At 64.1% G+C, this 25,768-nt stretch carries 30 protein-coding genes; 9 read left to right on the plus strand and 21 right to left on the minus strand.

What is annotated here, in order from left to right; all coding sequences use genetic code 11:
* Positions 1-36: 36 nt before the first annotated feature.
* Positions 37-597, plus strand: a complete 561-nt coding sequence (locus tag ACXAG6_RS11955; RefSeq protein ID WP_475337783.1) for a DUF2585 domain-containing protein — start codon at positions 37-39, stop codon at positions 595-597.
* Here ACXAG6_RS11955 and fahA read toward each other — a convergent pair.
* The gene (fahA, locus tag ACXAG6_RS11960) at positions 594-1,850 is read right to left on the minus strand and encodes a fumarylacetoacetase (protein ID WP_475337784.1); all 1,257 of its coding nucleotides are present in this window, start codon (positions 1,848-1,850) and stop codon (positions 594-596) included. The genes ACXAG6_RS11955 and fahA overlap by 4 nt on opposite strands.
* Before the next feature lie 41 nt (positions 1,851-1,891).
* Entirely contained in the window at positions 1,892-3,280 is a 1,389-nt protein-coding gene (gene hmgA, locus ACXAG6_RS11965) for a homogentisate 1,2-dioxygenase (protein WP_475337785.1), read from the minus strand.
* Between the two features lie 66 nt (positions 3,281-3,346).
* On the opposite strand from hmgA, the gene ACXAG6_RS11970 reads away from it, so the two are divergent.
* The gene (locus ACXAG6_RS11970) at positions 3,347-3,769 is read left to right on the plus strand and encodes a MarR family winged helix-turn-helix transcriptional regulator (protein WP_140014470.1); all 423 of its coding nucleotides are present in this window, start codon (positions 3,347-3,349) and stop codon (positions 3,767-3,769) included.
* 18 nt (positions 3,770-3,787) lie between these two features.
* Here ACXAG6_RS11970 and ACXAG6_RS11975 read toward each other — a convergent pair whose 3' ends face one another.
* The 5 genes from ACXAG6_RS11975 to tyrS form a co-directional block, all read right to left on the minus strand.
* A complete protein-coding gene (locus tag ACXAG6_RS11975) occupies positions 3,788-5,173 on the minus strand; it encodes a 3-hydroxyacyl-CoA dehydrogenase NAD-binding domain-containing protein (protein ID WP_475337786.1) in 1,386 nt (461 codons plus the stop codon).
* The gene (locus ACXAG6_RS11980) at positions 5,164-5,511 is read right to left on the minus strand and encodes a hypothetical protein (RefSeq protein ID WP_475337787.1); all 348 of its coding nucleotides are present in this window, start codon (positions 5,509-5,511) and stop codon (positions 5,164-5,166) included. Before ACXAG6_RS11980 ends, ACXAG6_RS11975 begins: the two co-directional genes overlap by 10 nt.
* Before the next feature lie 32 nt (positions 5,512-5,543).
* Positions 5,544-6,452, minus strand: a complete 909-nt coding sequence (locus ACXAG6_RS11985; protein WP_475337789.1) for a beta-keto acid cleavage family enzyme — start codon at positions 6,450-6,452, stop codon at positions 5,544-5,546.
* 51 nt (positions 6,453-6,503) lie between these two features.
* Positions 6,504-7,637 (minus strand): zinc ABC transporter substrate-binding protein, encoded by a 1,134-nt coding sequence (locus ACXAG6_RS11990; protein ID WP_475337790.1) that lies wholly within the window; start codon positions 7,635-7,637, stop codon positions 6,504-6,506.
* Positions 7,638-7,753: 116 nt separating this feature from the next.
* Positions 7,754-9,007 carry a tyrosine--tRNA ligase gene (gene tyrS / locus ACXAG6_RS11995; protein ID WP_475337792.1) on the minus strand — a complete coding sequence of 418 codons (1,254 nt, stop codon included), beginning with the start codon at positions 9,005-9,007 and terminating at the stop codon, positions 7,754-7,756.
* 70 nt (positions 9,008-9,077) lie between these two features.
* Between tyrS and ACXAG6_RS12000 the strand changes: the two genes are divergently transcribed.
* The gene (locus ACXAG6_RS12000) at positions 9,078-10,190 is read left to right on the plus strand and encodes an anhydro-N-acetylmuramic acid kinase (RefSeq protein WP_475337793.1); all 1,113 of its coding nucleotides are present in this window, start codon (positions 9,078-9,080) and stop codon (positions 10,188-10,190) included.
* 219 nt (positions 10,191-10,409) lie between these two features.
* Positions 10,410-10,781: a hypothetical protein gene (locus ACXAG6_RS12005; protein ID WP_475337794.1), complete on the plus strand. Its 372-nt coding sequence runs from the start codon at positions 10,410-10,412 to the stop codon at positions 10,779-10,781.
* Between the two features lie 4 nt (positions 10,782-10,785).
* On the opposite strand, the gene ACXAG6_RS12010 is transcribed toward ACXAG6_RS12005, so the two are convergent.
* Positions 10,786-11,667: a fatty acid desaturase gene (locus ACXAG6_RS12010; RefSeq protein WP_475337795.1), complete on the minus strand. Its 882-nt coding sequence runs from the start codon at positions 11,665-11,667 to the stop codon at positions 10,786-10,788.
* 9 nt (positions 11,668-11,676) lie between these two features.
* Entirely contained in the window at positions 11,677-12,102 is a 426-nt protein-coding gene (locus ACXAG6_RS12015) for a cupin domain-containing protein (protein ID WP_475337797.1), read from the minus strand.
* A 43-nt stretch (positions 12,103-12,145) separates the two neighbouring features.
* Here ACXAG6_RS12015 and ACXAG6_RS12020 point away from each other — a divergent pair, with 43 nt between their 5' ends.
* Together ACXAG6_RS12020 and ACXAG6_RS12025 are read left to right on the plus strand one after the other, a co-directional pair.
* The gene (locus tag ACXAG6_RS12020; RefSeq protein ID WP_475337798.1) at positions 12,146-13,189 is read left to right on the plus strand and encodes an NAD(P)/FAD-dependent oxidoreductase; all 1,044 of its coding nucleotides are present in this window, start codon (positions 12,146-12,148) and stop codon (positions 13,187-13,189) included.
* A gap of 50 nt (positions 13,190-13,239) precedes the next feature.
* Positions 13,240-13,455, plus strand: coding sequence for a hypervirulence associated TUDOR domain-containing protein (locus ACXAG6_RS12025; protein ID WP_475337800.1), 216 nt, complete (start codon positions 13,240-13,242; stop codon positions 13,453-13,455).
* Positions 13,456-13,468: 13 nt separating this feature from the next.
* Here the strand turns inward: ACXAG6_RS12025 and ACXAG6_RS12030 are convergent, their stop codons facing one another.
* From ACXAG6_RS12030 to ACXAG6_RS12065, 8 genes are all read right to left on the minus strand, one after another.
* On the minus strand, positions 13,469-14,194 hold the full coding sequence (locus ACXAG6_RS12030; RefSeq protein WP_475337801.1) for a hypothetical protein: 726 nt from the start codon (positions 14,192-14,194) through the stop codon (positions 13,469-13,471).
* A gap of 416 nt (positions 14,195-14,610) precedes the next feature.
* Positions 14,611-15,093 carry a hypothetical protein gene (locus ACXAG6_RS12035; RefSeq protein ID WP_475337802.1) on the minus strand — a complete coding sequence of 161 codons (483 nt, stop codon included), beginning with the start codon at positions 15,091-15,093 and terminating at the stop codon, positions 14,611-14,613.
* A gap of 69 nt (positions 15,094-15,162) precedes the next feature.
* Positions 15,163-15,423, minus strand: a complete 261-nt coding sequence (locus ACXAG6_RS12040) for a hypothetical protein (RefSeq protein WP_475337804.1) — start codon at positions 15,421-15,423, stop codon at positions 15,163-15,165.
* Positions 15,424-15,755: 332 nt separating this feature from the next.
* Positions 15,756-16,397 (minus strand): DUF7002 family protein, encoded by a 642-nt coding sequence (locus ACXAG6_RS12045; RefSeq protein WP_475337805.1) that lies wholly within the window; start codon positions 16,395-16,397, stop codon positions 15,756-15,758.
* A gap of 121 nt (positions 16,398-16,518) precedes the next feature.
* Positions 16,519-17,160: an SMI1/KNR4 family protein gene (locus ACXAG6_RS12050; RefSeq protein ID WP_475337806.1), complete on the minus strand. Its 642-nt coding sequence runs from the start codon at positions 17,158-17,160 to the stop codon at positions 16,519-16,521.
* Between the two features lie 88 nt (positions 17,161-17,248).
* The gene (gene eno / locus ACXAG6_RS12055; protein ID WP_475337808.1) at positions 17,249-18,526 is read right to left on the minus strand and encodes a phosphopyruvate hydratase; all 1,278 of its coding nucleotides are present in this window, start codon (positions 18,524-18,526) and stop codon (positions 17,249-17,251) included.
* 69 nt (positions 18,527-18,595) lie between these two features.
* Positions 18,596-19,489 (minus strand): DMT family transporter, encoded by an 894-nt coding sequence (locus ACXAG6_RS12060; protein ID WP_475337810.1) that lies wholly within the window; start codon positions 19,487-19,489, stop codon positions 18,596-18,598.
* A 63-nt stretch (positions 19,490-19,552) separates the two neighbouring features.
* Positions 19,553-19,801 (minus strand): hypothetical protein, encoded by a 249-nt coding sequence (locus ACXAG6_RS12065; protein ID WP_475337812.1) that lies wholly within the window; start codon positions 19,799-19,801, stop codon positions 19,553-19,555.
* 225 nt (positions 19,802-20,026) lie between these two features.
* On the opposite strand from ACXAG6_RS12065, the gene ACXAG6_RS12070 reads away from it, so the two are divergent.
* Positions 20,027-20,410, plus strand: a complete 384-nt coding sequence (locus ACXAG6_RS12070) for an ANTAR domain-containing protein (RefSeq protein ID WP_475337814.1) — start codon at positions 20,027-20,029, stop codon at positions 20,408-20,410.
* Here the strand turns inward: ACXAG6_RS12070 and ACXAG6_RS12075 are convergent.
* The 4 genes from ACXAG6_RS12075 to ACXAG6_RS12090 form a co-directional block, all read right to left on the minus strand.
* Positions 20,407-20,823 (minus strand): Fur family transcriptional regulator, encoded by a 417-nt coding sequence (locus tag ACXAG6_RS12075; RefSeq protein WP_140014450.1) that lies wholly within the window; start codon positions 20,821-20,823, stop codon positions 20,407-20,409. The two genes, ACXAG6_RS12070 and ACXAG6_RS12075, sit on opposite strands and share 4 nt — an antisense overlap.
* Before the next feature lie 66 nt (positions 20,824-20,889).
* Positions 20,890-21,723: a PhzF family phenazine biosynthesis protein gene (locus ACXAG6_RS12080; protein ID WP_475337815.1), complete on the minus strand. Its 834-nt coding sequence runs from the start codon at positions 21,721-21,723 to the stop codon at positions 20,890-20,892.
* 126 nt (positions 21,724-21,849) lie between these two features.
* Positions 21,850-22,737, minus strand: coding sequence for a PhzF family phenazine biosynthesis protein (locus ACXAG6_RS12085; RefSeq protein WP_475337816.1), 888 nt, complete (start codon positions 22,735-22,737; stop codon positions 21,850-21,852).
* A 325-nt stretch (positions 22,738-23,062) separates the two neighbouring features.
* Positions 23,063-23,902, minus strand: coding sequence for an AAA family ATPase (locus ACXAG6_RS12090; protein ID WP_475337818.1), 840 nt, complete (start codon positions 23,900-23,902; stop codon positions 23,063-23,065).
* Between the two features lie 177 nt (positions 23,903-24,079).
* Between ACXAG6_RS12090 and dksA the strand changes: the two genes are divergently transcribed.
* Together dksA and ACXAG6_RS12100 are read left to right on the plus strand one after the other, a co-directional pair.
* Positions 24,080-24,502, plus strand: a complete 423-nt coding sequence (dksA, locus tag ACXAG6_RS12095; RefSeq protein ID WP_140014446.1) for an RNA polymerase-binding protein DksA — start codon at positions 24,080-24,082, stop codon at positions 24,500-24,502.
* 63 nt (positions 24,503-24,565) lie between these two features.
* Positions 24,566-25,723: an FAD-dependent monooxygenase gene (locus ACXAG6_RS12100; RefSeq protein ID WP_475337819.1), complete on the plus strand. Its 1,158-nt coding sequence runs from the start codon at positions 24,566-24,568 to the stop codon at positions 25,721-25,723.
* Positions 25,724-25,768 lie beyond the last annotated feature (45 nt).

Raw genomic sequence — 25,768 nt, forward strand, 5'->3', positions numbered from 1 at the left:
ATGGACCGTCGCGGCGAGATGTGCTTTGCTCGGGTCATGAAACGAGTGCATTACGGGTATTGGGTGGCGCTGGCCGTCACGGTGGCCATGGCGGCAGTGCTGCTGTGGTGGGGGCGCGAGCCGATTTGCAAATGCGGCTACGTGAAGTTTTGGCATGGCGCCGTAGTGTCGAGCGAGAATTCGCAGCACATCACCGACTGGTACACGCCGAGCCATATCATTCACGGGCTGCTGTTTTATGGTTTGCTCTGGCTGGTGGCCTGGAAGCTGCCGCTCGGCTGGCGCTTTGCGATTGCCACGGCGATCGAAGCGGGCTGGGAGCTGCTGGAGAACACCGACAAGGTGATCGAGCATTACCGCAGCGTGACGATCTCGCTCGATTACTACGGCGACTCGGTGCTGAACTCGGTCAGCGACATTGCAGCCATGTGGCTTGGCTTTCTGCTGGCCCGCAAACTGCCGGTCTGGGGCAGCGTGCTGCTGGCGCTGGCATTTGAGGCCTTCACCACATGGATGATCCGCGACGGGCTGGCGCTGAACGTGCTCATGCTGCTCTACCCGCTCGAAGCGGTGAAGGCCTGGCAGGGGGCGGGTTAGGGCCACTTGACGGCCCCGAGGATCTTGCCGGTGCAGGTGCCAAACCCGATGCGGTAGCCGTCGCCCTCGGCGTGGCCTTCCAGTGTGAGCGTGTCGCCGTCTTCGATGAAGGTGCGGGTTTCGCCCGTGTCCAGCGTCAAAGGCTCCTTGCCGCCCCACGTGACCTCCAAAAGCGAGCCGTAGCTGGATTTGTCAGCCCCGGAGATGGTGCCGGAACCGAGCAGGTCACCTGCTGTCATGGCGCAGCCAGAAGTACTGTGATGCGCCAGTTGCTGGGCGGCGGAGTAGTACATCTCGTTGTAGTTGGTGTTGGAAAAGGTGGTGGCCTTGGCCGCACCCTCGGGCTGGATCGCCGCCGAGAGCTTGATGTCGAAGAGGCCGGGGCGCGGCTCATCGAGGTAAGGCAGCAGGGGCTTTTCGCGCTCCGGGGTGGAACAGCGGAAAGGCTCCAGCGCGGCGGTTGTCACGATCCAGGGGCTGATCGAGGTGGCGAAGGCCTTGGCCTGAAACGGGCCGAGGGGTTGATATTCCCACGCCTGCACATCGCGGGCGGACCAGTCGTTGAGCAACACGTAGCCGAAGATCATCTGCTCCGCCTCCGCCACGCTCACAGGCTGGCCCATCTCGGAGGAGGTGCCCACGATGGCGCCCATTTCCAGCTCGATGTCGAGCCGCTTGCAGGGGCCGAAGCTTGGCATCTCGGCGTCCGGCGCCTTGGTCTGGCCGTTGGGCCGGTGGATCGGCGTGCCGGAGACGACCACGGTGGAGGCACGGCCGTTGTAGCCGATGGGGATGTGCAACCAATTGGGCGGCAATGCATTTTCGGCCCCGCGGAACATGGTGCCCACGTTGGTGGCGTGCTGCTTGCCGGCGTAGAAATCGGTGTATTCCGAAACGAGGAAAGGCATGTGCAACTCGGCCTCCTCCATCGGCACGAGCAGGGGCTGCACCACGCTGGCCTTGGGGGAGCCATCTGCCAGCAGCTCGGTGAGGGTGCTGCGCAGCTCGCCCCAGGCCTGCGGGCCAAGTTCCATCACCTCGTTCCAGAAGGGCACGTCGAACACGGGCACATCGGCCAGCGTAACCAAACCAGCCTCCTCGGCAGCGGCCATATCGAGGATCATGTCGCCTATGGCTACGCCGCAGCGCGGGTCTTCCTCACCAGTGGAGAAAACTCCGTAGGGCAGGTTGTTGAGGGGGAAGGGGTGGCCTTCGGCGTTGGCCGAAGCGACCCAGGATTTGATCAGGGGCATTGCGTTTCCTTGCTGCACGGTGAGTTGGCACCCACCCTACGTCATTTCTTTCCGGGGGTTCCGTCGAACTTCTTTTCCAGCGTTTCCCAACAGTCGATGTAGTTGTCTTGAAGCGGTGCCTCATTGGCAGCGAAGCTTGTGAGGTGCTGGGGGAATCGGGTTTCGAACATGAAGCTCATGGTGTTGTCGAGCTTGTGGGGCTTCAGATCTGCGTTGGAGGCCCCCTCAAAGGCGTCGCGGTCCGGCCCGTGGGGAAGCATCATGTTGTGCAGGCTCATCCCGCCGGGGACGAAGCCCTGCGGTTTGGCATCATACTGGCCGTAGATGTTGCCCATCAGCTCGGACATGATGTTCTTGTGATACCACGGCGGGCGGAAGGTATTTTCGGCCACCATCCAGCGCTCGCGGAAAAGGACGAAGTCGATATTCGCGGTGCCGGGCACGCCCGAGGGGGCTGTGAGGACGGTGAAGATTGACGGGTCGGGGTGATCGAAGAGGATCGCGCCAACGGGGCAGTAGGTGCTGAGGTCGTATTTGTAGGGCGCGTAGTTGCCGTGCCATGCGACCACGTCGAGCGGGCTTTGACCGATCTTCGTTTCATGAAACTGGCCGCACCATTTGATGGTGAGGGTCGAGGGCACCTCGCGGTCTTCGAAGGCCGCGACGGGGGCCTTGAAGTCGCGGGGGTTGGCGAGGCAGTTGGCACCGATGGGGCCGCGACCGGGCAGCTCGAACTTTTGCCCGTAGTTTTCGCAAACGAAGCCGCGCGCGGGGCCTTCGAGCACTTCGACACGGTAGACGAGGCCGCGCGGGATGATGGCGATCTCTTGCGGTGCAAGGTCGATGATGCCGAGCTCGGTGGCGAAACGCAGCTTTCCCTCTTGCGGCACGACCAGCAACTCACTGTCAGCGCTATAGAAATAGGCGTCCTCCATGGAGGCCGTCACCAAGTAGATGTGGCTCGCCATGCCGACCTGCGTGTTCACATCGCCCGCCGTGGTCATGGTGCGCATTCCGGTGAGCCATGTGAGTGGCTCTGACGCTTCATGTCCTACCGCTTCGCTACTTGAGGACGGGAGCGGCACCGGATCCCAGCGATACTGTCCCAGCGAGGTGACGTTATCCACCACGTTGGGGGCGGAGACCCAATAGGGCAGGTCGATCCGCTCGTAGCGGTGGGAGTGCTTCACCGAGGGCCTGATCCGGTAAGTCCATGTGCGTTCAGGCGGATCTGCGGTGAAGGCGGTGCCGGAAAGCTGCTCGCCGTAGAGGCCGTAGTTACACTTTTGCGGGCTGTTCATGCCTTGGGGGAGCGCGCCGGGGAGGGCCTCGGTTTCGAAGTCATTGGCGAAACCGGGCATGTAGCCGGGGGTGGTGCCGATGTGGCTCGGGGCCTGGGTGAGGCCTGCGGGCTTCGATTGGTCATTCATGGCGCGTCCTCCTGTGGGGGTGTGATAATAGTTGAAAATGTAACTAACAAGGGGCATCACAGGAGAATGAGCTTTGATCTGACAGACTTTCTCCCCTACTTGCTGAACCAGGCCGCCGAGGCCGCGAGCCTTGATTTTCAACGGGAATACAAGGCCCGCTACGGGATGTTGCGCACCGAATGGCGGGTGCTCTTTCACCTGGGGCGCTATGGCGACATGAGCGCGCGCGACATCGTGGAGCGGGCGATGATCCACAAAACGAAGGTGAGTCGCGCCGTGGCGGCGCTGGAGGAGCGGCGGTTTTTGACCCGGCGTGAGGTGGAAGAAGATCGGCGGCGGGAGGTGCTTTCGTTGACGGCTCAGGGGCGCGAGGCGTTTACTGAGTTGACCAGCTTGGCGGAGGCGCATGATGCGGCGCTGTTGGAGGGGGTCTCGGCGGAGGATGCGGCGGTGGTGCGGCGGGTGCTGCGGCAGGTTGCCGGGCTGTAGGGCAGGAACTGGTTCGCTCTACTGTTGGCGGCTGTGAGCCTGGGCGTATTCGGCAATCTTTTCAGCCACTTCCGGCGCGGGCGGGGCGGAGCGGCGGGTAGCCATGTCGATGTGCAGCAGAAGCTGGGTACAGGAGGCAGAGAGCGTTTCGCCTACATACATCTCGTGATGCATGCGCAGCTTCTTGCCCTCCGCCATGAGGATCGTCGTGCGCACCTCGCAGGCCGCGCAAGCATGCACCTCGGCCAGATATTTGATGTGATTGTCGACGGTAAACCAGCTTGCCCCCTGCGACCCGGGGCTGTCGGGGCCCATGCCGATGGCTACGAGGATCGTATCGCCCGCGTCTGACCAGAGCTGGCCATAGCGGCTTTCGTTCATGTGGCCGTTGTAATCCGTCCAGTCCACAGGGATCGTCCGGCGGAGTGTTACCAGAGGCTCGGGGCCGGGAGGCGGGGGCGGGGGCGTCAGGGATTTATCATGGGTGTTCAGCACCTTGCCTGCCGCGCTGCCCTGTTGCTTGAGGGCGCGGAGAAGGGCGACGAGGTTGTTGTCACGCTGGGTGGTGAGCTCTGAGATGGTGAGATGGCCTGATTGCGCATCGGATTGCGTGGCGATCTTTTGCACCAGCGCGTTATCTAGGTCTGGCACGTCGGTCAGATGGCTCCACGGCCATTTCAGCGCCGGGCCGAATTGGGCGAGGAATTGGGCAAAGCCGCCGTCACCGCCAGCGAGGCGGTAGGTCTCAAACAGGCCCATCTGTGCCCAACGCAGACCGAAGCCCATGCGGATGGCTTCGTCGATCTGCTCGGTGGTGGCCACGCCGTCTTTGACCAGCCAAAGCGCCTCGCGCCAGACGGATTCCAGCAGTCGATCAGCGATGTGGCCGTCAATTTCTGATGTAATCTCAAGTGGGTACATGCCAATGCTGCGGAGTATTCCGGCGGCTTTGGCGGTGTTTTGGCCGACGAGTTCGACCAGTGGAAGCAGGTAGACCGGGTTGAAGGGATGAGCCACGATAATGCGCCCCTTCCCGCCATTCAGGGCGGTGGGGGTGAAGCCGGAGGTGGAGGAGGTGAGCACCGCTCCAGGCGCGGCGTGCTCCAGCACTTTGCCCCAGATTTCATGTTTCAGTTCGATGCGTTCCGGGGCGCTCTCCTGTACCCATGCGGCACCTGATACTGCCTCCTCCAGCGTGCCGTAGCTCAGCGCGCCCTCGGGCGGCAGGGCGACTTCGGAGAGCATTGGCAAGCTGTGACGGGCGGCCTGAAGGGTGGTGATCACCTGTTCTTTGGCGTCGGGTGCTGGGTCGTGCACAGCCACGTCCCATCCCGCCAGCAGGAAGCGTGCGGCCCATCCGGCACCGATGACGCCGGCACCGACAATCGCCGCCTTCACTGGCACTTGGTAAAATGGGTCATGAACCCTTCATCCCACCAGAACAGGGTTGTGCCCCCCTCGACCATCAGGATCATATCGTTCTCATACTCCTCGCCTTCGCCCATACAGGACATGTGCACATCCCATGCATCTCCGGCTGCGAGGGGGGAGGCTGAGATGATATCGCAGCCATTCTCGTAGCCGAGAAACTCGGTGTCGGCCAAGTAGATCGGTGCCTGAGGCACCTCGCCGTTCGTGTTTGCGCACCACTCCGGCTCAGCAGCCCAATAGCCGGCCCATGGAGGAATTTCGGCGGCGGCGGGTGTGGCGAGACAGGTAAGGGCGATGCAAAGGCGCTTCATGGGTAATATCTCCGAAACAGTTTAAATTGGGTTTAAATGGGTGATCGCTTCACCAGACCGAGACTATCGCGCATCTGTTGCGCCGTCATCACCCGCGCACCGAGGCTTTCAACAATGGTCACGGCGCGCTCCACAAGCTGGGCGTTTGTGGCGAGTTCTCCACGGGAAATCATAAGGTTATCTTCCAGCCCTACACGGGCATGGCCGCCTGCAAGCACCGCCGCGGCCACATAGGGCATTTGATCGCGGCCCAGTGAGAAGGCCGAGAACGTCCACCCCTCAGGGATGCCCGCGAGCATGGCGTTGAGGGTGGCCAGATCATTTGGGGCGCCCCAAGGCACGCCCATGCAGAGTTGCACCAGCGCGGGGGAGGCTATGACGCCCTCGTCCACCAACTGGCGGGCGAGCCAGAGGTGGCCGGTGTCGAAGGCCTCGATCTCTGGTTTCACGCCGAAGGTCGTCATGGCGCGGGCCATGGAGCGGAGCATGCCGGGCGTGTTGGCCATTACATAATCGTTCTCGGCGAAGTTCATGGTGCCGCAATCCAGCGTACAGATCTCAGGCAGGCAATCGGCCACATGGGCGACTCGCTCTTCGGCGGAGAGGACGACGGATTGTTGTGAAATCGGAAGGGGTTGCGAGGGCGGGCCAAAGAAAAGGTCGCCCCCGAAACCGCAGGTGAGGTTGATCACAAGGTCAGGTTCGAGGTCGCGGATGCGCTCCACGGTTTCGCGGAAGAGGCCGAGGTTGTGGGAGGGCGCGCCGGTTTCGGGGTCGCGCACATGAATGTGGACGCAGGCGGCCCCGGCGAGCGCCGCATCGCGGGCCGCATCGGCGATTTGCTTTGGCGAGCGGGGGACGTGGGGGGAGCGGTCTTGCGTGCCACCCGCGCCGGTGAGGGCGCAGGTGATGAAGACCTCGCGGGACATGGTGAGCGGCATCGGCTAGTCCTCCCTTGGAGGAAGGTTAGGGCCGATGTCGCCGTGGCGCAATCACTTCAGGCAGGCAGCGTAAGTTGCTGCGATCTCTTGCAGAAGCGCGCTGTAGTGGTCCGGGCCGGGGGCAATGTCGCGGCCAAGCGGATCGAGCCCATGGGCAATGAGGGCTGTGCCCTCGGTGAGGGTGGCGACGGTTGCGGAAGAGGTATCCGGCTCGGTGATGAGGCAGGTTATGCCCTCTTCGGCGGCGTGGCGAACCTCTTCCATCGCGCGGGGGCCGGCGGTATTGCCGTCGACGCCCGAGAGGGCGTGGGCGGGGGCGAGGTGAAAGCGGCTTTCGAAGTAGGCGAAGGCGCGGTGGGTGGCGAGGTAGTCGCGGCCCTCATAGGGGGCGAGGGTGGCGGCGATCTCGGTGGTTTGCGCAGCGAGCTGCTCCGCGGCGCGGGTGGCGTTGGCGCTGTAAGTCGCTGCGTTTTCCGGGTCTTTCTCGGAGAGGGCCTTGGCGATCAGCGGCAACCAGGCTTGAGCATTGACCGGGTCGAGCCAGACGTGCGGGTCTTCGGGGCCGTGATCGTGCCCGTCATGCGCGCCTTCGGCGTGGTCCTCGTGGTCGTCATGGGTCTCGTGATCATGCTCGGCGTGGTCTTCGTGATCGTGGTCGTCATGGGCCTCGTGATCGTGCTCGGCGTTGTCTTCATGATCGTGGTCGTCATGGGCCTCGTGATCGTGCTCGGCGTGGTCTTCATGATTGTGGTCGTCATGGGCCTCGTGGTCATGCTCGGCGTGATCTTCGTGATCGTGCTCACCATGCGCCTCATGCTCTTCCTCGCCGTCATGGTGGTGGGCTTCGGCATTGGCGCTGTCGATGATGAGCGTTTCTGGTTGCTCCATCAGAGCGATGATGCGGGCGTTTTCGCCAAGGGTTTCAAAGGGCTTCTCAAGGCCGGGCGACATGGCGGGGCCGACCCAGAAGATCAGGTCGGCCTCTTGGGCGGCACCGGCTTGGGACGGGCGCAGGGAGAGGTCGTGGCCGGAGGTGGCGCGGTCCAGCAGGAGGGTGGGGGTGCCGACGCCGTCCATCACCTGAGCGACGAGGGAGTGGACCGGCGGGAGGTCGACCAGCACCTTGGGTTCGGCAAGGGCGGGGGTGGCGGCGAGGAGGGCGAGGAGGGATGGGGAAAGGCGCATGAAAGTCTCCGATGTGAGTCGGAGAGGGTGTAAAAGTGATGTTATAACATTGCAAGTGCTTGCAGGTGGGTTAACGGCGCGGTCGGGTGAGGGCCGCGCCGTAACCCGTTGTTATTTCACCTTTCCAGCACGACGAGGGCGTGACGTTTCTTGCCGGCGGAGAGCTTAACCGGCGCAGACAGTGCGGCGGCGTCAAGCATCAGGCCCGCGTCGGTGAGCGGTGCATCGTCGATCCGGGCGCCATTGTCGGCGATCAGGCGCTTGGCTTCCTTGCCCGATTTCGCCAGCCCGGCGCGGGTGATCAGCTGCACCACCGAGATACCGTCGGCCACATCCGCCGCCGTGAGGGTGAGGGTGGGCAGATCATCGCCCACGCCGCCCTTCTCGAAAACCTCACGCGCCGTTGCCTCTGCCGCTGCCGCAGCCTCGGCGCCGTGGCAGAGGGTTGTGACCTCATTGGCAAGCCGGATCTTGGCGTCGTTGATCTCGGAGCCTTCTAGCGCACCGAGCCTTTCGCATTCGTCAACGGGAAGCTCCGTGTAGAGCTTGAGGAAGCGGGCCACGTCGGCATCGGTGGTGTTGCGCCAGAACTGCCAGAACTCGTAGGGCGCGAGCATGTCGGCGTTCAGCCACATGGCGCCGCCCTGGCTTTTGCCCATCTTGCGGCCGTCGGAGGTGGTCAGCAGCGGCGACGTGAGGCCGAAGATCTGCTGGTCGATCACCCGGCGGGTGAGGTCGATGCCGTTGACGATGTTGCCCCACTGGTCGCTCCCGCCCATCTGGAGCAGGCAGCCGTAGCGGCGGTTCAGCTCCAGGAAGTCGTAGGCCTGGAGGATCATGTAGTTGAACTCGAGGAAGCTGAGAGATTGCTCCCGGTCCAGCCTCGACTTGACGGATTCGAAGCTGAGCATCCGGTTCACCGAGAAGTGCCGGCCGATATCCCGCAGGAATTCCAGGTAGTTGAGCCCGTCGAGCCACTCGGCGTTGTTCAGCATCAGCGCATCGGTGGGCGCGTCGCCGTAGCTGAGGTACTTGGCGAAAACGCTCTTCATCGAGGCGATGTTGTCGTCGATGGCCTCGGGCGTCAGAAGCGGGCGCTCGTCCGCGCGGAAGCTCGGGTCGCCCACCTTGGTGGTGCCGCCGCCCATCAGCGTGATCGGCTTGTGGCCGGTCTTCTGGAGCCAGCGCAGCATCATGATGTTGAGCAGGTGACCGACGTGCAGCGACTTCGCCGTTGCATCGTAGCCGATATAGGCCGGGACCACGCCTTGGATCAGTGCTTCGTCGAGGCCCTGATAGTCGGTGCAATCCGCCAGGAAGCCTCGCTCTATCATTACGGCCATGAAGTCCGATTTGGGGTGGTAGGTCATCGCTGTTTTCCATGCTTGCGAAGGGTTGTGAGACCCCCTCATACTGGCAGGCAGGCAAGAGGGGAAGGCCATGTTGAAAAAGGCCAAGGGTCAGTCGCGCGTGCGGGCGCTGGGAGCGATGAGCGGCACCTCGCTGGACGGGGTGGATGCGGCGGTGATTGAAACCGACGGTGATCAGATTTTTGGCTTTGGGCCAAGCGCTTACCGGGAGTATTCGGGGCCAGAGCAGGCGGCGATACGTGCCGCCTTGGGGCGCTGGCCGGGCGAGGCCGGCGTGGCTGAGGCGGCGGAGGTGGTGGAAACCGCCCATGGGGTGCTGCTGGAAGAACTGCTGGAGGGGGTTGATATTGTTGGCTTTCATGGCCAGACGCTTGCCCATGATCCGCACGGCCGTGGCACCCATCAGGCGGGTGACGGACGGGTGCTGGCGGAGGCGCTGGGTCGACCATTGGTTTGGGATTTTCGCAGCAGTGATGTTGATATGGGCGGGCAGGGCGCACCTTTGGCCCCGGCCTATCACTACGCTCTGGCCAAATGGATCGGCGCCGAGAAACCGCTTGTTTTTCTGAACCTTGGCGGGGTTGGCAATGTCACGTGGATCGACCCGGGGCGGGGGCCGGAGGCGATGGTGGCTTTCGATACAGGGCCTGCAAACGCGCCGCTCAACGATCTCGTCAGCCGCAGGCTGGGGCAGCCCTTTGACGAGGGCGGCGAATTGGCGGCGCGGGGCGTTGTGGATGAGGGAATTCTGGGCCGGTTCGCGGCGCATCGTTACTTCTACAAGGTGCCGCCCAAGAGCCTCGATCGGGATGATTTTTCTGATGTTTTGCAGGAGGTTGAGGGGTTGTCGGATGCTGATGCGGCGGCCACGCTGACGGCAGTGGCGGCAGCGGGTGTGGCGCGAGGGGCGGAGCATTTTCCGGCCCCGCCGGAGCGCGTGCTTGTGACGGGCGGTGGGCGGAAAAATCCGGTGATGATGGCGATGATCGCGCAGGGCCTTGGCTGCCCTGTTCTGCCGGTGGAAAAGGTTGGCCTCGACGGAGATATGCTGGAAGCTCAAGCCTTTGCCTACCTTGCGGTGCGTGTCGCGAAGGGCCTGCCGACCTCATGGCCGGGCACCACGGGCGTGCGGGCGGCGGTGGGCGGTGGAGTGGTGACAGAGCCGGGCGGAGGCTTTGCATAAATGCCGGTATGGCGGGCTTTTCGGTGGCGTTAACCCGGAAAAGCAACAGGCCACAACCTATGCACAAGTGATGCACATCCCATACCTATGCTTATTTTCCTCTACGCCCGGGGTTAACGCCCCGCGCGGTGGCGCATGACGGCATTCGTCACGTGACCCAAGGCGAAGCTGCGCGGTAGCTCTCTTGGCCAAGGTAACGGGCCTTGGACATGAGAGGATATGACGATGAGAGTTTTGGCAACCATTCTGGCGGTTCTGACCGCCTCGGCGATGCTGGCGAGCATGGGCCACGCCGCCCCGATTGCGAGCGCAAAGAGCCACGGCTATCGCGGGCAGGACGCGGTGAAATACCAGCGTTTGGTCGGCAACTACGCCAAGCGCGATTGCCGGGCGCTGGCGAAGGAATATGGCAAGGCGGCGAAGATTGCGGGCAAGGCGAGCAAGGGCCGGGGCCTGCAAGTGGCCGGTGCCCTGCTTGGGCGCGGCAAGAAGGCCGGGATTGCAGCGGAGATCGGCGGCAATGTGGTGAAGGATGCAGCCCTGCGGCGGGATGCGGCCCGCTCGGTTTACAAGGCAAAGGGATGTCGCTGAGTGGTCACCGGAGGCTGCGAAGGTAGCTCCGTGTGAATGCGGCATAGCCCGGGCTCACTTGCTGGAGGTGAGCCCGGGTTTTTTCATGCAGTTTGGGCAGGGCGTGGAAGGGCACGGCGGGGAAGGCGTGATGCTCGGCATGGTAGGGCATGTTCCACGCGAGGAACCGGATGGCGCGGGTGGTGAGCATGGTGCGGGTATTGGCCAGCATGTTGGCGACGGGCGGGCAGAGGCCGTGCTCGGCCAGCAGGTAGAGCCGGAGTGCGGGCTGGCCGAGCAGCAGCGGCAGCACCCAGAGGCTTAGCAGGTAGCTGGGCGGAACGGTGAGCAGCGCGGTGAGCCAGATCGCGATATGGGCGCGGGCCTCCCAGATGACCGCGCGGCGTTGGCGGGGCGGCACATAGGGCGCGGGGCGCGCGGCGGCGTTGCGCAGGAGCGCCGCGAGGTTGCCAAGCCAGAAGCCCCAGCCGGTGAGGTAGAGCGCGAGGTCCGCGCGGGTGCCCGGGCGGGGGTGGCCTGCGATCTCGGGGTCGCGCGCGGGATCGCCGGTGTGGCGGTGGTGGGCGAGATGGAAGAACCGGAACCAGCGGAAGGGCAGGATCAGCAGCAGCCCGCAGGCGGTGCCCACCGCCTCGTTGAACCAGCCGCCGGTGAAGGGGGTGGCATGGGTGCATTCATGCTCCAGCGTGAAGAGAAAGGTCATCACCACGCCGAGGGGCAGCATCATCAGCCACCAGAGCGGAAGGCCGAGGGCAACATAGCTGCCGGTGGCGAGGATGAGCGCGATATGGGCGGCAAGGCGGGCGAGGCCGGGGCCGGGCCGCCGGCGAGTGAGCTCGGCGCGGGTGTCAGGCGGAAGGCTGGCGAGCAGGGCCCTGTGATCCATCCCGGCGGCTCAGCTCTCGGGGATGTCAAAGCCCGCAGGCGCGAGGGTGAAGCCCTCGAAGGTGAAGCCGGGTGAGACGGTGCAGCCGACGAGCGCCCAGCCATCGGGGCCAGCTTCGGCGGCCTGCCAGTGGTGCTTGGGCACGATGATCTGGGGGCTCTGCGTGGCGAGGTCTGGCCCGAGGCTGTGGCGGGTGGCGGGGCCTGTCTCGGTTGCGGCGAGGCGGAGGGTGATGGGGGCACCGGCGTAGAAGTGCCAGATTTCGGTGGCATCGACGCGGTGCCAGTGGCTGCGCTCACCGGGCTTGAGCAGGAAGTAGATGCAGCTGCCCGAGGGGCGGCCCGAGGCCGGGCTTTCGACCCAGGTTTGGCGGTAGTGGCCGCCTTCGGGGTGGGGCGAAAGGGCGAGGTGGTCGATGATGTCTTGTGCGTCCATCCGGGCAGGCTAGCCTTGGGGGCAGGCAAGGGAAAGGCACGGCATGGGCGAGCGGGTTGTGATTGTGGGCGCGGGGCTGATCGGGGCGAGCTGCGCCTTTCGGCTGGCGCAGGGCGGGGCGGATGTGGTGGTGGTGGAGGCTGCCGGGCCGGGGGGCGAGGCGACTTCGGCCAGTTTTGGCTGGGTCAACGCGAGTTTTTATCATGACGCGCATCACTTCAGGCTGCGCCGGGAGGCGATGGAAGCGTGGCACCGGCTGGAGGGCGAGCTTGGGCGCTTGGTGAATTGGTGCGGCTGCCTGAATTGGGAGGTGGCCGATATTGGCGCGCTGGAGCGGTTTGGCTACCCGGTGGAAGAGTGGTCGGCTGCGGATCTGCGCGAGGAGGTGCCGGGGATGGCGGAGGTGCCGGAGCGGGCGTGGTTCATGCCCACGGAGGGGGTGGTGGAGGCCGCGGCGGTGGCGCGGCGGCTGCTGGAGGCTTCGGGTGCACGGATTTTGAGCGGGTGCAGGGTGCAGCGCATAGCGGTGGCGGGCGGCCGGGTAACGGGCGTGGCGGTGGAGGGCGGCGTGATTGCGGCGGACCGGGTGCTGGTGTGCGCCGGTGTTGGCGCGGCGGCGCTGGTTGAGCCGTTGGGTGTGGCGCTGCCGATGCTGACGCGGCCAGCGGCGGTGTTGCGCACCACGCCTGTGGAAGCGCGGTTTGCGCCGGTGTTGGTGCCCGGGGGCATGGAGATCAGGCAGGATGCGGAGGGCTGCCTGATTGCGCCGACATCGCCGAACCATCAAGCCGACGAGACCGAGGCCTTGGGGCAGACCGCACAGGCGCTGGCCGAGGCCACGCTGGGGCGGCTGGGGCGGATGTTTCCGGACTTGAAGCTGGAGATGGCAGAGGCGCGGCTGGCGTGGCGTCCGGTGCCCGGCGATGGCTTGCCGGTGGTGGGCGCGGCAGGGCCGGAGGGCCTGTGGCTGGCGGTGATGCATTCGGGCGTGACGCTTGGCGCGCTGATGGGCGAATTGGTGGCGGCGGAGATGGGCGGCGCGGCGCAGGAGGTGCTGGCGCCCTATCGGCCCGCGCGATTTGGGTGATCCGATCCGGCCTGCTGTGCGTTGATAGGGGCAACAGACAGGAGGATGCGATGCAAAAGCCGTCAGAAGGTGACCGGGTGGAATGGGATTGGGGCCGTGGCACCGGCGAGGGCCGGGTGCGCGAGGTGCATGAAGAGACCGTGGAGCGCAAGCTGAAGGGCTCGTGGATCAAGCGGAAGGGCACGGCGGAGAACCCGGCGCTGTTTATCGAGACCGACAAGGGTGCCGGGGTGTTGAAGCTGGCGAGCGAAGTGCGGGTGATGTGACCGCGACAGGGGCTCAGGGCAGGCTGACAGTGCCGAGCAGGGCCTCACCGGCCAGCGCCTCGGGGGTGACGCCGCCCCAGTAGCTCTTCCGCAGGGCCTCATAGGCGCGTTGGGCCTCGTCGCGGGAGGGCGCGGCCGCGCGGTTTTCTCCGAAGAGGGCCATGTTGATCTGGGCGGCGAGGAGCCCGTTTTGCGCCGTGACCTCAATGGCGTGGCTCTCGGTCAGGATGAGGCGTTGCGCGATGGTGGGGCGCTCTGTGACGAGATCGCTCCGGAAGCAGGTGAGGATCGGCCCTGCGTGGGTGCCGTGGTGCGGTGGGGGGCAGTAACGGGCTTGCAGGGTGCTGGGCGGCAGGTCGGACCAGTCGCCGGCAAGCTGGGGCGTGAAGCGGGTGGCGAGGCTGGCCTGCCCGAGCGGCGTGGCGAGATCGAAGAGCTCGACGGTGAGCGTTTCGGCCGGTTTGCAGGACCAGTGGTAGGGGAAGGCGGCTTCGGCGGCGCAATCGGGGTTGTCGGTGCCGAAGAAGACGGCATCGGCGCGGGCGATGCGGGAGAGTTCGGCAACGTCGCCCTTGAGCGTGAGGGTTTCCCAGATTGGGCGAGTGGTGAAGGTGAAGCCCTGTTCGGTGGTGCCGGTACGGGTGAAGCCCTCGGGCAGGGTGAGCCGTGCGCGACCGTCGAAGAGGGGCTCGGCGGCGGCCTGGGTGGCGAGGAGGGAGAGGGCGGCGAGAAGGCGCATGGGCGAGCCGAGGGCAAGGGTTGGCCCAGCCTAGGGCGGAGACGCTGGGCGGGAAAGGCCAGAGGTTGCACGTGACCTTACCCTGTCTTCCGGAGCGCTGAACGCGTCCTCGCTGCCTGTGACGCAGTGGCCGACGTCGCACCGGCTGCGCAAGGATCATTCTAGCGGTCGTTCTGGCTCGTGTGCTTCTTGCTTCGACCTGCCACCCAAAACAGCAGGGGACGGAACAGAAGGTATAGTAACGCGGCCAAGACAACGAGCGGATGATAGTCACTCCCGGTGAGCAGGGCGAATAGAATTCCGATTGTAGCCGTGACGCCTATAGAATTGATCGCAAGGATGGCCGCAGAACGGAACTGGCCGAAAGGCATACTCATCTCGTCTCCTCTCAACTCTTGCGCAGCCAATTCGGACTGTTATTTCGAGCCCTCAGGACTGTCCCGACTCTTCCTGCGTTCGCGAAAGGCCGCCCACCTTCGTGCGATGACGGGTTGTATCAATTCAAGGGCAATGAGGAGAACAGTCACAAGTACGATGGAAAGAACGTATTCACCGAGGTTTGCCTGCGTCTCCCGTTCATGATCCAGATCGCTAATTGCTACGGCGATCCCAAGAACAAGGTATGAAGGCAAATACTTGACCACTGTCTTATGAAGCTGGCCCCCACCTGTAACCCGCCTGAGCCAGTGGCTCCGTGACAGCAGGAATTCCATCGGCCAGGACACAAGGACGAACAAGGCCAAGAACGGTCCAAACCCGATCATCCAAGGATGGTTTTCGGATGCAAGCCAATAGAGCCATCCCGCTAACGCCGTCGCCGGAACGACGCCCAGCAAGATCACGGCGACAATGATCAGCTTGGCGTATTTCGCCGGAGTATCCTCCCGATCAACCATCATGTGTCTCGCATAAGGACGACCAGCCTTCGCTCATTGGGCAACCATTATCACAGGAAGGGTTCAATTTTGTTATCTCCCATCCTTGCCGCGTCCAGCTTGTGGCTGGCGGTATTCGATAATCACTCCGGCAATTCCGACCGCCAATATAGGCACAGATACGGCAATCCAGTCTGGCACGGAGACCCGGATCAACGCGAGCATGCCAAGATTTCCGATCAAAACAGCAGCCAGGATCAAACGCCAGAATCCCTGCGGCAATCGCTTCTTGTCGACCCGGCTATCCTGAATGTCGCAGTCATGCATTGTTATTTTCGCGTCGTTGGGGGCCAAGTTTTTATGAATACTACGCGAAAATTGCGACGAGACTAAGGCTTGGGAGCTGCCTGAACCTGTTGTGGTTTGATATCGTGAGTTGAGAGCCGAATGATTGTGTGAAACGCAGCATCAGCGTCGTGGGCTCAAACTGGCCTTCGTCGCCTGTTGCCAGCGCGCCAGCTTTTGCCGTGACGCGAGCCGCACTGTGTTGGGGGCAGACGGTCCCGACACCCGCAGCCCGGGCTGCCTTGTGCCGGGAGTGCCTCTTTGCTGTCGGAAGTTGCCGGTTCGCTCGAGAAGCGTGAGGCGGGCATTTGTTGGATGGGGGCGGGACGCCCGTGCGCGCCTCAGGCTTTGGCGGTTTGGCCGGGGGCGAGCATGAGGGTGCGGAAGATCTCGGGCGGGATGTCGCGTGCGATGGAAACTTCGGCGACGCTGTCGCGGCGCCCTGCGTGCCCGCGCTTGCGGCGGTTTTCGGCGAAGGCGTCCCAGCCCTCGGACACCGGCACAAACAGCCAGTCGCCGCGCACCGAGGCGCGGCGGGTGGCGGAGCCGGAGTTGATGGGGGAGAGGTCGATATCGGGGGCGAAGGCATCGAAGAAGCGGCGGCTGTCGAGCCGGACTTCGACGATCCCGGCCTCGGCCTTCAGGCTGTCGGCAAAGCTGGTGCCGCCGTCGGTGGGCCAGAAAAACAGGCGGGAGTTCAGCACGTCGGACCAGCTTTCGAGCGTGTGGCCGTCGAGAAAGGTTTCGACCTGTTTGGCGCCAGCGATCAGCGGGCGCTGGTGGTTGAGCTTGATGACTCGGTTGTCGAGCTGAATTTCGGTGCGCTCTTTGCGCAGGCGCAGGCTGCGCGGATCAATCCCGGCACGGCGTGCGATCTCGGCGGCGCGGATGAGCCCGCCCGCGTTGATGCCCGGCACGTTGGAGCGCATCGTGAGATGCACCAATTGCGGGCCGACATGCTCGACGAACTCTTCGCGGTCCATTGCTTGCTATCTCACGTCCCATTGATTTTGATTAGGCCTACAAAATGCCTTGCGCTACGTAAACTGCCTGCCCGTGCAGTTTTCGGTGGGTGTGGCAGCAGTGGCGCGGCTGGCCGGTGGCCTACTGCAGGGGCGTGGCCGTGCCGGAAGCCTCGAAGGTATAATCCGGTTCGGGCAAGTACTCTTTGAGCGAACGGAACTCGTCGATCTCTTCGGAGGGGGTAGTAGTGTAATAATCGCGCACCCCCTCCATGAAGGCTGTCAGACCGGGCGCGATGATCGGCCGGCTCGCCTCATCGCTGTAGAAGCTGATAATCTGGCCTTTAGGGCCGCCGTGAAGGCCCGCGCCGTCCACCACCAGGTAGGCGCCACCGCCGTTGTGGAAGATTGGCAGCCATGCCGGGTGCCACCAGTTCTCGAGTGTGAAATCGTGGCCGATCATGCCATCGAATTCTTCCTTAACCTCAAGCGCTTCGGACAGCGAAAGTACGGCCATGTTTTCGGCCAGGGTCTGAAAACTGCCGGGATCCTGGCCATCGTGCCAGCGGTAGATCGCGCGGACCTCCTCGGGGAGGGTGAGCCCATGAGCCTCCTCCAGCGCGCTGATCTCTGCCGCGTCAAGGCCGGGGCGGAGGCTTGCGGCGGCGTCGGGGGATTTTTGGCGTAAGAGGGTTTCGACTTCGGTCAGCAGAGCGGACAGGCCGGGCTCCGCGGCGGCGGGCGCGGCGGCGATGGAGAAGAGCGAAGAAAGGAAACGGCGCATGGAGTCGCTCCTTGAGGCTAAAGGGAAGGGCTTTGACTTTGACGCGGAACCGGTTGCAGTCCTCGTTGCCCCCGTGTGCGCAAGGCGCTTAGCCCTTCAGGACCGAGCGGCCTGCGTAGACGGCCACTTCGCCCAGCTCTTCCTCGATGCGGATGAGTTGGTTGTACTTGGCCAGCCGGTCGGAGCGGGCGAGGCTGCCGGTTTTGATCTGGCCGCAGTTGGTGGCAACGGCGAGGTCGGCAATCGTCGCGTCCTCGGTTTCGCCCGAGCGGTGCGACATGACGTTGGTGTAGCGCGCGCGGTGGGCCATATCGACGGCCTTGAGCGTTTCGGTCAGGGTGCCGATCTGGTTGACCTTCACCAGCATGGAGTTGGCCACGCCTTTTTCGATCCCGTCCGCGAGGCGGGTGGGGTTGGTAACGAAGAGGTCGTCGCCCACCAGCTGCACCTTGTCGCCGATCTTGTCGGTCAGGATCTTCCAGCCTTCCCAGTCATCCTCCGACATGCCGTCTTCGATGGAGATGATCGGGTAGTCAGCGGCGAGTTTGGCGAGGTAGTCGGCGTTTTCTTCGGAGGAGAGCGAGGCGCCTTCGCCCTTCATCTCGTATTTGCCGTCCTTGTAGTACTCGGTCGCGGCGCAATCGAGGGCGAGGTAGATATCTTCGCCCGGTTTGTAGCCGGCTTTCTCGATGGACTTCAGGATGAAATCGAGCGCGTCGCGGGTGGAGGCGAGCTCTGGCGCGAAGCCGCCTTCATCGCCGAGGCCGGTGGACATGCCAGCGGCGGAAAGCTCGCCCTTGAGAGTGTGGAACACCTCCGAGCCCATGCGCACCGCCTCGGCGATGGTGGGGGCCGAGAGCGGCATGATCATGAATTCCTGGATGTCGATCGGGTTATCGGCGTGTTCGCCGCCGTTGATGATGTTCATCATCGGCACCGGCAGGGTGCGGGCCGAGGTGCCGCCCACGTAGCGGTAGAGCGGCTGGCCGGTATATTCGGCTGCGGCCTTAGCCACGGCGAGGGAGACGCCGAGGATGGCATTGGCCCCGAGGCGGCCCTTGTTGTGGGTGCCGTCGAGTTCGATCATCGCGCTGTCGATGCCGACCTGCTCGGTGACTTCAAAGCCGACCAGAGCTTCGGCGATCTCGCCGTTCACCGCCGCAACGGCCTCGCGCACGCCTTTGCCCTTGTAGCGGGACTTGTCGCCATCGCGCTTTTCGACCGCTTCATGCGCCCCGGTCGAGGCGCCGGAGGGCACGGCAGCGCGGCCAAGGGTGCCGTCTTCGAGCGTGACATCGACTTCGACCGTGGGGTTGCCCCGGCTATCGAGAATCTCGCGGGCGTGGATGTCGATGATGATGCTCATTGGCCGGGCTCCCTTGGGACGATTGCTTTTGATTACGTCATAGCAGCGCGGGGGGAGGGCGCAAGGGTGTCAGGGCACGGCAGGTGGAGCAGCGGCGCGGCGGGCGGCAAGCTGGCGCTCACGCAGGAAGGCGTAGAGCCCGGCGGCGATGATGAGGAGCGAGCCGGCAATCGTCCAGCCATCGGGGCGCTCGGCAAAGAAGGTGACGCCGATGAGGGTGGCGAAGAGCAGGCGGGAATAGCGGAAGGGGGCGATGGTGGCCAATTCGCCCGTGCGGGTGGCCGCCGTGAGGGCGAGGTAGCCTGCGAGGGTGAAGAGGATGCCGAGCGGTGCCCAGAACAGGCCATCGGATGTGAGGGGCGAAAAGCCGGGGCCGATCAGCAGGGCGGCGGTGGCGGCGAGCGGCACCAGCGAAAAGCCCCAGGCAGCCAGCGTCAGCGAGGGGATGGCGCGCGGTGCGGCGCGGGTGGTGAGATCGCGCGCCGAGAGGGCCACGGCGGCGGCAACGGCGATGAGGGCGTTTGGGTCGAACCCCTGCAGGCCGGGGCGGACGATCATCAACATTCCGACCAGCCCGGCGACCACTGCCGCCCAGCGACGCCAGCCCACGCGCTCGCCAAAGAACAACGCCGCGCCGAGGGTGACGAGGATGGGGTTCATCTGCATGAGGGCGGAGACGGTGGTGAGGGGCACCAGCGAGATGGCAAAGGTGATGGTGATCGCCGCCACCCCTTCTGAAAGGCTGCGCCCCACGACCGCCGGGTGGAAGAAGGCGCGGGAGAACAGCGGCTCGCGGCGAGCGAGGGCCACGGCGGAAAAGATCAGCGCCGTTGCACCGCCCAGCAGTAGGATGACCTGCGGCGCGGGCATATGCTCGGCCATGAGCTTGACGACGGTATCGGTGCAGGCCAGCCCGAGCATGGCCAGCACCATCAGCGCGATGCCCTTGATATTCTCTGTCACCTGCGCGTCTCCCGGCCCTGTTCGTGGCAGAGCTACAGTGGCGGGCGGGGATTTACGAGGGGGTCAGCTGGCTGTTTTGCCGTCGTCGTCGTGGCGGCGGGGATCGAAGATGCCGAAGTCGCCCGAATGCTCGGAGCCGTTCGCCTGATCGAAGAACCCCTCAGCCGACAAGCCCCGGTGCAAGAGTTCGCGCACGGCGGCGGAGCGGCTCGGCATACGTAGCTTGAAGCGCCAGTCATCGAGGGCGCGCGTTTCCTCTTCGGTCAGCATGATCTGCAACCGTTCGGTCCGCTTGGTGTTGTCTTTCTCCATCAGGATCACCTCCTGCAGCACGCCCAATGGCGGGCGGGGTTTGAGCGGCCAACATGCGCGGGGCGCTGCGGTTCCGTCATTATGTGAGAACACACAATATGAGTAAGTTACTCAATTGCCGTAAAGTGAGCGACATGCGTCGCTTTAGCATAATAAACTACTGTTTTTATTAAGGAAAATTTAAATTCGGCCTCCGATGTGCCATAGTGGGCGCAGGAGGCCGATATGAGCATGCACAACCAGAACGGATCATTCGAAGACGGGCTGCGCCGCGTTGCCGTGTTGTCGGCGGATCCTGTGCTGTTCATGGATCTGCAGATGATGTTGCTGGAAGCGGGCTTCGACGTGGTCGAGGTGGATTCCTTCGAGGGTTTCGCGACATCCGATGCGCCTGTGTCTTCGGCGATCGTTGATGTGGGCGAGGAGCCGGAGGCGGCTTTGAAAGCGCTGATGCGCTTGTCTTCAGAGGAAATTCCGCATGTGGTGCTCAGCTACGAGGCGCAGGATGTGCCGCTGGCCCTTGCTGGCTCGATGCTGCGGGGCACGCTCTACAAGCCGGTTTGCGTGGATGAGTTGTTGCCGCTGCTGGGCCAGAGCCTGCCCGGTTAGCGCGGCTTGCGGCGCACGCCGTAAAGCTCCAGCCGATGGCCCTTGAGCTCGTAGCCGAGCCGGGCGGCGATTCTTTCTTGCAGGGCTTCGATTTCGGGATCGACGAATTCGATCACCTCGCCGGTTTTCATGTCGATCAGGTGATCGTGATGGTCGCGCTCGGCGTCTTCATAACGGGCGCGTCCGTCGCCAAACTCCAGCTTTTCAAGCAGCCCGGCCTCTTCGAAGAGCTTGACGGTGCGATAGACCGTGGCGAGCGAGATCTTCGGGTCGACCGCGGAGGCGCGTGCGTAAAGCTCTTCGACGTCCGGGTGATCGGAGGCGGCATCGAGCACCTCGGCGATCACCCTGCGTTGCCCGGTGATGCGAAGGCCCTTGGCCGCGGAGCGCTTGATCAGGGTTTGGGTCGTCATGAAGGCCTCCGGCTGGTGCCAAGGGTTTAGCCGGGAGAGGCAGGGATTTCCAGCGGCAGTGGCGCTTCAGAACGCGAGGGTGCCCTGCATCACGGGCACGGCAGCGCCGGAGATGGTCACGGCGCTGGCCGTGGTGGAAATGCGGATTCGCGAGGGCCGTCCCATATCGGCCCCCTGATGAATGGTGGCCGAGAGTGGCCCGTGCTGGGCGGTGAGAAATGCGGCAAGGGCAGCGGCGGCGGAGCCGGTGGCCGGGTCTTCGGGGATGTTGTCGAGCGGGGCGAACATGCGGGCGTGGATGGTGTCGCCATCGCGGAGATAGGCATATTGCGCGAAATCGAGGCCGGAAGGGTGGGCGGCGTGGCCTGCGCGGAAGGCTTCGATGTTTGGCGCGGCGCGGGAGAGCGCCTCGCGGGAGGTCAACTCGGTGAGGGTGAAGGGCAGGCCGACAGAGGCCATCACCGGCGGCGCGGCGATGTCACTTTCGGGGAGCGAGAGGGCGGCGGCCACCAGTGCGGGCGCGGGGTGGGCGATGGTTTGCAGCGCGACCTCGGTAGTGAAGCTGGCTTCGGTGGGGGTGGCGTGGGTGCGGATCGGGCCGACGCCGAGCTCCAGCACCATCTCGGGGCCGTGGCCTGCGCGGGCGAGGGCAATGGCGGTGCCGATGGTGGGGTGGCCGGCGAAGGGGATTTCCATCGTGGGGGTGAAGATGCGCACCTTGGCGGTGTGGTCGGGATCTTCGGGCGGGTAGACGAAGGTGGTTTCGGAGTAGTTGAACTCTGCCGCGATCCTCTGGAGGGCCGCTTCGGGGAGGGCCGTCGCATCGGGGATGACGGCGAGCGGGTTACCTGTGAATGGGGTTTTCGTGAAGACGTCTAGGGTGAGGAAATCTGTGGGCATGGACCGGCCTTGTTGGGATGCGGCCAGAGTGGCGAAGCGGGCAACCGCACGCAAGGATGCAAAACCAACGGAGGCAGAGGGCACAAGAGGCGCGCACGAAATGCACGCGCCCTTGTGGAATGTACCTCAGGCCGCCTGCTGGCGTCTGTTGACCACGGGCACGGCAGTGCCGGTGATACTGACCGATTTGGCCGTGGTGCGGACCTGAAGGACAGACGGGCACCGTGTGTAGGTGCCTTGGTACACGTTGAGGCTCTGATTGCCGTCGAGCGCCGTCAGGAAGGCGGCGAGCACAGCTGCTGCAGATCCGGTGGCCGGATCCTCGACAATGCCGTCTTGGAGGCTGAACATACGCGCGTGAATCTCGTTGCCTTTGCGGAAGTAGCAATACTGGGCAAAATCGAAGCTGCTCGGATAGAGCTTGTGGCCCAGTTGAAAGGCTTCGAGATTGGGGGACACGGCCTCTAGCGCACGGCGAGAATTGACCTCGGTCAGTGTGAACGGCAGCCCGACGGAGGCAAGCACGGGGCGGTGATGGCGCAGGTCGATATCGGCCTTTTTAAGCGAGAGCGCGGCAGTCACATCACGGATCTCGGGGCGCGCAAGGATGCGCAGCTTGGTTTCAATGGTGAAGACGGCAGAACTGCCCTTGGCCCAGGCGGCCACAATCCCTTCTGGCAGTTCAAACAACATGTTCGGGGCGCGGCCTTCCCGGCTCAGATACACAGTTGTCCCGATTATTGCCTGCCCGGCAAAGGCGACTTCGCGCGCAGGATTGAAGAAGCGCAACCTGGCGGCATGAGCCCGGTTGCGCGGTGTAAAGAGGAACACGGTCATCGGATGTCCGAGTTCCTGCGCTAGGCTTTGCATTTGGCCTTCTGTCATGCCGTCGGCGTCGGGCACGATCGCGAGGGTTGTGCCGCCATTGGGTTGGGCGGCGAAGATATTCATGATTTTAAAGTTCGACATGTTGCTCTCGCTAATAGGTCTACCAACTACAGCTTTCGGTTGCATTGGGGCGAAGAGGTGGCAGACAAACGCCTAAAAGTTGAATTTTATCTTTGGGAATTCATCCAAAAGTCGTAGGCGGTGTCTCGGCGGCGAGAAAAGCTGAGGATGGGCCACGTTTTGAGCCACTGGTTGATTTGGCGGCCCCAGCGAGTCGTGGCCGTGACGCGAGCGGGCGCCGCAGGCGCGAAATGGCTCTTTGTTTTAAAGGGGTAGATGGCTGTCAGAGCGACGGGTTCATTAACATTGCTCCAGCAGCCGGTTTGCTTGTGTCTTCTCACGGGCCATGCGGCACCTCAGAAAAGTGCGGCTTTCAGCGGAGGCGGTGCCCTTACCTTTCGCGCCGCGCCATGAAGGCCAGTCGTTCAAACAGATGCACGTCCTGCTCGTTCTTCAGCAGGGCGCCGTGGAGTTTTGGGAGGGCGTTGGCACCGTCGCGTTTTAGGTCTTCGGGGGTGAGGTCTTCGGCGAGGAGGAGTTTGAGCCAGTCGAGGACTTCGGAGGTGGAAGGCTTCTTTTTCAGGCCGGGTTGGTCGCGGATTTCGTAGAATTGCGTCAGCGCGGTGGTCAGCAACTCGCTCTTGATGCCGGGGTGGTGGACCTCGACGATCTGTTTCAGCGTCTCCATTTCGGGGAATTTGATGAAGTGGAAGAAGCAGCGGCGCAGGAAGGCGTCGGGCAGCTCTTTCTCGTTGTTGGAGGTGATGATGACGATGGGGCGGTTGACGGCCTTCACGGTTTCGCCGGTTTCGTAGACGTGAAACTCCATCCGGTCGAGCTCTTGCAGTAGGTCGTTGGGGAACTCGATATCGGCCTTGTCGATCTCGTCGATCAGCAGCACCACGCGGCCCTCGGCAGAGAAGGCCTCCCAGAGTTTGCCGGGTTTGATGTAATTCTTCACATCATGCACCCGCTCGTCGCCAAGTTGGCTGTCGCGCAGGCGCGAAACGGCGTCATATTCATAGAGGCCCTGCTGGGCGCGGGTGGTGGATTTGATGTGCCATTCGATCATGGGAAGGCCAAGCGCCGCCGACACCTGCCGGGCCAGTTCGGTCTTGCCGGTTCCGGGCTCGCCTTTGACCAAAAGGGGCCGCTCCAGTGCCACGGCGGCGTTGACGGCGACGGTCAGATCTTCGGTTGCGACGTAGCTTTCAGTGCCTTCAAATCTCATGAATTTCCTCAATCTTCTGCTGTCAGCCCTATTGTGATCACAGCATGTTCAATTCCACCCTGACGGCATTAAAAGACAGTGACAAGGGGGGCTTGCGGGTGTAGATGACCCCCAATGGAGCGCGCGATGCAAACGACTCGTGAGAATGAGAAGAAAGCACAGCCCGAGGGAGCACGGATGAAGCAGGAAGTTTTTCTGGACGATGATTATCGCCCGGCCGAAGATGAACCCTTCATGAATGACCGTCAGGTCGAATACTTCCGGCGCAAGCTGATTAAGTGGCGGGAAGATCTGCTGTCAGACAGCCGCGACACGATCGAAGCGCTGCAGGATGGCACACGGAATATCCCCGACATTGCCGATCGCGCGAGCGAAGAGACCGACCGGGCGCTGGAGCTGCGCACCCGGGACCGGCAGCGCAAGCTGGTGGCCAAGATCGACTCGGCGCTGCGGCGCATTGAGAACGGCGAATACGGCTATTGCGAGGCGACCGGTGAGCCGATCAGCCTCAAGCGGCTGGATGCCCGCCCGATTGCCACGCTGAGCCTTGAGGCACAGGAGCGCCACGAGCGCCGAGAGAAAGTGCATCGGGACGATTGATCCGGTGACGGATGCGAGAAGGAGCGCCCGGGGGCCAACGGCCCGCCCGGGCGTTTTGCTGTTATGAGCCTGATTGGATTGGATGCCTTGGTGCTGGGCGGCGGGATTGCCGGGCTGGCCGCTGCGCGCGCCCTGGCCTTGCGCGGGGCGAAGGTGCGCCTGCTGGAGCAGGCGGCGGCGCTGGAAGAGGTGGGCGCGGGCATTCAGGTGAGCCCGAATGCGGGGCGGGTGATTGAGGCGCTGGGTCTGGCACCCGAGTTTGCCGAGGTCAGCGATGAGAGCCGGGGTGTGCGGATGCGCGAGGCGGCTGGCGGGCGCGAGGTGGCTTTTGTGCCCTACGCAGGCCGGGGGCGGTTTGCCAATGTGCACCGGGCTGACCTGCTGGCGGTGCTGGAGCGGGGCGCGCGGGACGCAGGCGTGGAGATCAGGCTCGGTTGCCGCGTGGCGGAGGTGCGCCCGGGCGGATCTGTGGTGCTGGAGTGCGGCGAGGCGCTGGTGGCCGGGCTGGTGGTGGGTGCGGATGGGCTGCACTCGGTCGCGCGGCGTGCGATTTTGGGGCCGCAAGAGCCTGTTTTCACGCATCAGTTGGCGTGGCGCGCGCTGGTGGAGGCCGAGGCGCCGCTGCCGCCTGAGGCGCAGCTCTTTCTCGCGCCGGGGCGGCATCTGGTGGCCTATCCGCTGCGGGGCGGGCGGCTGGTGAACATCGTGGCCTGCGAGGAGCAGGCGGAGTGGGCCGAAGAGGGCTGGCAGGTGGCGGGCGATCCTGCGGGGGTCCGCGCCGCTTTCGCCGGGTTTGGCGGGCCGGTGCCGGGATGGTTGGACCGGGTGGGGAAAGTGCGGCGCTGGGGGCTGTTCCGGCATGGGGTTGCGGCGCGGTGGCACCGGGAACGGCTGGTGATTATGGGCGATGCGGCGCATCCGACCTTGCCCTACCTGGCGCAGGGCGCGGCGATGGGGCTGGAGGATGCCTGGGTGCTGGCGGCGGAGCTTGCCGGGGCAGAGAGCCTTGAGGCCGGGTTGGCGGCGTTTCAGGCGGCGCGGGCGGCGCGGTGCCGCAGGATCGTGGATGCGGCGACGGCGAATGCGCGGAATTATCACATGCCGCGCGGACCGAAACGCTGGGCGGCGCACCGGGCACTTGGAGCGGCGAGCCGGTTTGCGCCAGGGGTGCTGCCGGGCAAGTTCGACTGGCTTTGGGGGGAGGACGTGACCGCTGATTGATGGCGGGGTGACGTGCGCGCCTTCAGCGCGACACCCCACCCGCCG

The organism is Vannielia sp. ABF1_015 (genome assembly GCF_056160745.1).